We start from the raw sequence: 2,298 nt of genomic DNA, 5'->3' as shown, positions 1-2,298 counted from the left end.
GGTCATTACTGGCATTGCCAAGAATACAAAAGTTCTAAATTGCAGTGGAATGACCTTCAGTCCTGGATTCAACTAATAAGTGCAGCACCTGCGGTTTCTAGTGCTCCTGAGTATTCACCTAAGAACACCTGGGCTGGGGTTCGGTATCCCAGCCGCTTTCTTGGTCTATCGTTTAGCTTATTGACGACACTTCGTAGCTCGGCATTGGTCACTTTGCGGAAGTCAGTACCTTTAGGAAAATACTGCCTAATCAGACCATTGGTGTTTTCATTAGTACCACGCTGGCATGAGCGGTACGGGTCGCAAAAATAGGTCTTAGCCGAGACGGCCTTGGCAACTTTCCGGTGCTCAGCGAATTCCGACCCATTATCCAAAGTGATGGTGTGCACTGCCCCTCGGCGTGGTGCCAATAACCGCGTCATTGCCTGAGCCGTTCTAGTGGCGGTGATTGTTGGCAGCCGCGCTGCCAAGAGGTAGCCACTGCGTCTTTCGACCAGGGTCACCAGTCCAGATTCTTTGTGGCCCTTAAGCACCGTGTCGCCTTCCCAATGTCCGATATGGCGCCGTTCTTCCACCTTGGCAGGGCGCTGCTCAATGCCTACTCGGTGCGGGATTTTGCCTAACCCCGCCCGCTTAGCCAATTGGCGCTGGTAGCGCCGCTGGCGTGGCAGTCGGAGCCGTTTCCATAATGTTCCACCGTGCTTCTTGTCGTCCCAGATTAACGCATAGATCCATTGATGGCTTACGCAGGCCCCGTTGGCATTGGCCATGAAGCCACTGATTTGCTGAGGGCTCCATTCGTCCATCAATTGGTCAGTGACCCAGCGAATCAGGCTGGGCAGCCGCTTCGTCACTTTCCAGGCAGTGCGTCGGCGCTGATCACTTGCCGATTGAGCCTGTTCAGGCGCATAACCACTGGTCAGACCGTTGCGCTTTATCTCGCGACTAATGGTGCTGCTATGGACACCAATGGCCTTAGCTATCTTTCGCTGGCTAATGCCGGTCTCAAGATAGGCAAAAATTTGGTATCGTTGGATCTGGGTCAGTTGTCGGTATCCCATGCTCTGCTTCACTTTGGTAGGTAAGGCAGAGAGGGTACCGGCGCTGGCCCTCCTGCCTCTACCTTGTGGTCCAAAGTGCTGCGCTTATTCTATGAATCCAGGGTACGTGCTTAATAAGAAAAAGTGACGTGAAAGGTACGACTGGCGTAGGCAGGTTCTTCTGCGCGAACCCGAATTCAAGTAGTCTCTACTATGGATAACGAAAAAAGCGGCTAACTGGGAATGTAAGGCATGGATCGTGGTGCCAATTTTTGGCGTAATGAAGTCGTAGCTTTTCTTGCGCTATCGACTATCAAAGGTGTTGGGTACTGGACGCTATTTCGTCTGATGTTGCCCGGGAAAGGGTTCAAAGACTTTCTCAAAAATTCACCGATTTCTGTTCTTGAAAAAGAGCTGAAGGTATCACTTTTGCTGGACGGTGAAAGTCCTGAAGAGTGGCAGCATAGAGTCTGGGAGGCTGGCCTTCAGCTAGCCAGGGAACTGGCCAAATATAGAGCACGGCTAGTCTTTCGGGATCAGGAGGAGTTCCCAGGCAGGCTTAAAGAAATTGAAGATGGGCCGCGCTGGCTATTTATCCAAGGGGATATTCGAACCCTTTATAATCGTCCAATTGCTGTTGTGGGCACTCGTAAGCCTTCAAAGGATGGTGAGTTCTTGGCTCGCTACGTTGTCGCAACACTTGCACATTCAGAGAGAACGGTAGTATCTGGCCTCGCTTTTGGCATCGACCAAGTTGCTCATCAGGAGTCTCTCAGGTATGGCTTGCCCACAGTGGCGGTTTTAGGAAATGGAATATTCCTTGATTACCCCAAAGGCTCTCAAGAGATCCGTGAGAAAATTTTGATGAATGGCGGGGCAGTCATAACAGAATACCTGCCACATCAATCTTATTCTGGTGAGAACTTTGTGAGGCGAAATCGAATCCAGGCAGGCCTTTCTGAGTTTGTTATTCCAGTTGAATGGAAAATAAAGAGCGGCACAGCTCACACTGTTGAATATGCTTCAAAATACCAAAGAAAAGTGGTCAATATATTCCTGCCAGGAACAGCAAAAGCCCGACCAGAAATGGTTTTTTCGGAGCGTGCACGTGGCGCAACATCGTTTGAGATACCTAGAGAAACCGAGCAGCTTATAGCGCTACTGGATTTGGATACCTCCTCATTGCAAGTGGATTCCGAGCAATCAGAAGATATCGCGACCGAACCAGTGCAACAGAATTTAGAAATTTAGGTAGTTC

Annotated in this window: 2 protein-coding genes; one reads left to right on the top strand and one right to left on the bottom strand. The window is 50.1% G+C overall.

Annotated elements, in window-relative coordinates:
* Window positions 1-68: 68 nt before the first annotated feature.
* Complete coding sequence (locus ACT3RP_RS17855) at window positions 69-1,061, bottom strand: IS30 family transposase (protein WP_096277122.1); 993 nt, start codon at window positions 1,059-1,061, stop codon at window positions 69-71.
* 231 nt (window positions 1,062-1,292) lie between these two features.
* Between ACT3RP_RS17855 and ACT3RP_RS17850 the strand changes: the two genes are divergently transcribed.
* On the top strand, window positions 1,293-2,291 hold the full coding sequence (locus ACT3RP_RS17850; RefSeq protein ID WP_086961193.1) for a DNA-processing protein DprA: 999 nt from the start codon (window positions 1,293-1,295) through the stop codon (window positions 2,289-2,291).
* The last annotated feature ends 7 nt before the right edge of the window (window positions 2,292-2,298 follow it).

This window comes from Halomonas sp. AOP5-B2-8, assembly GCF_052376475.1.
In the GTDB taxonomy this organism is placed as follows: domain Bacteria; phylum Pseudomonadota; class Gammaproteobacteria; order Pseudomonadales; family Halomonadaceae; genus Vreelandella; species Vreelandella casei.
The sequence above is the reverse complement of the archived record's forward strand: the minus strand, read 5'-3'. Positions and strand labels throughout refer to the sequence as shown.

Coding starts and splice junctions, on each gene's coding strand:
- ACT3RP_RS17850 (WP_086961193.1), top strand. CDS start 1,293: ATGGATCGTGGTGCCAATTTTTGGCGTAATGAAGTCGTAGCTTTTCTT.
- ACT3RP_RS17855 (WP_096277122.1), bottom strand. CDS start 1,061: ATGGGATACCGACAACTGACCCAGATCCAACGATACCAAATTTTTGCC.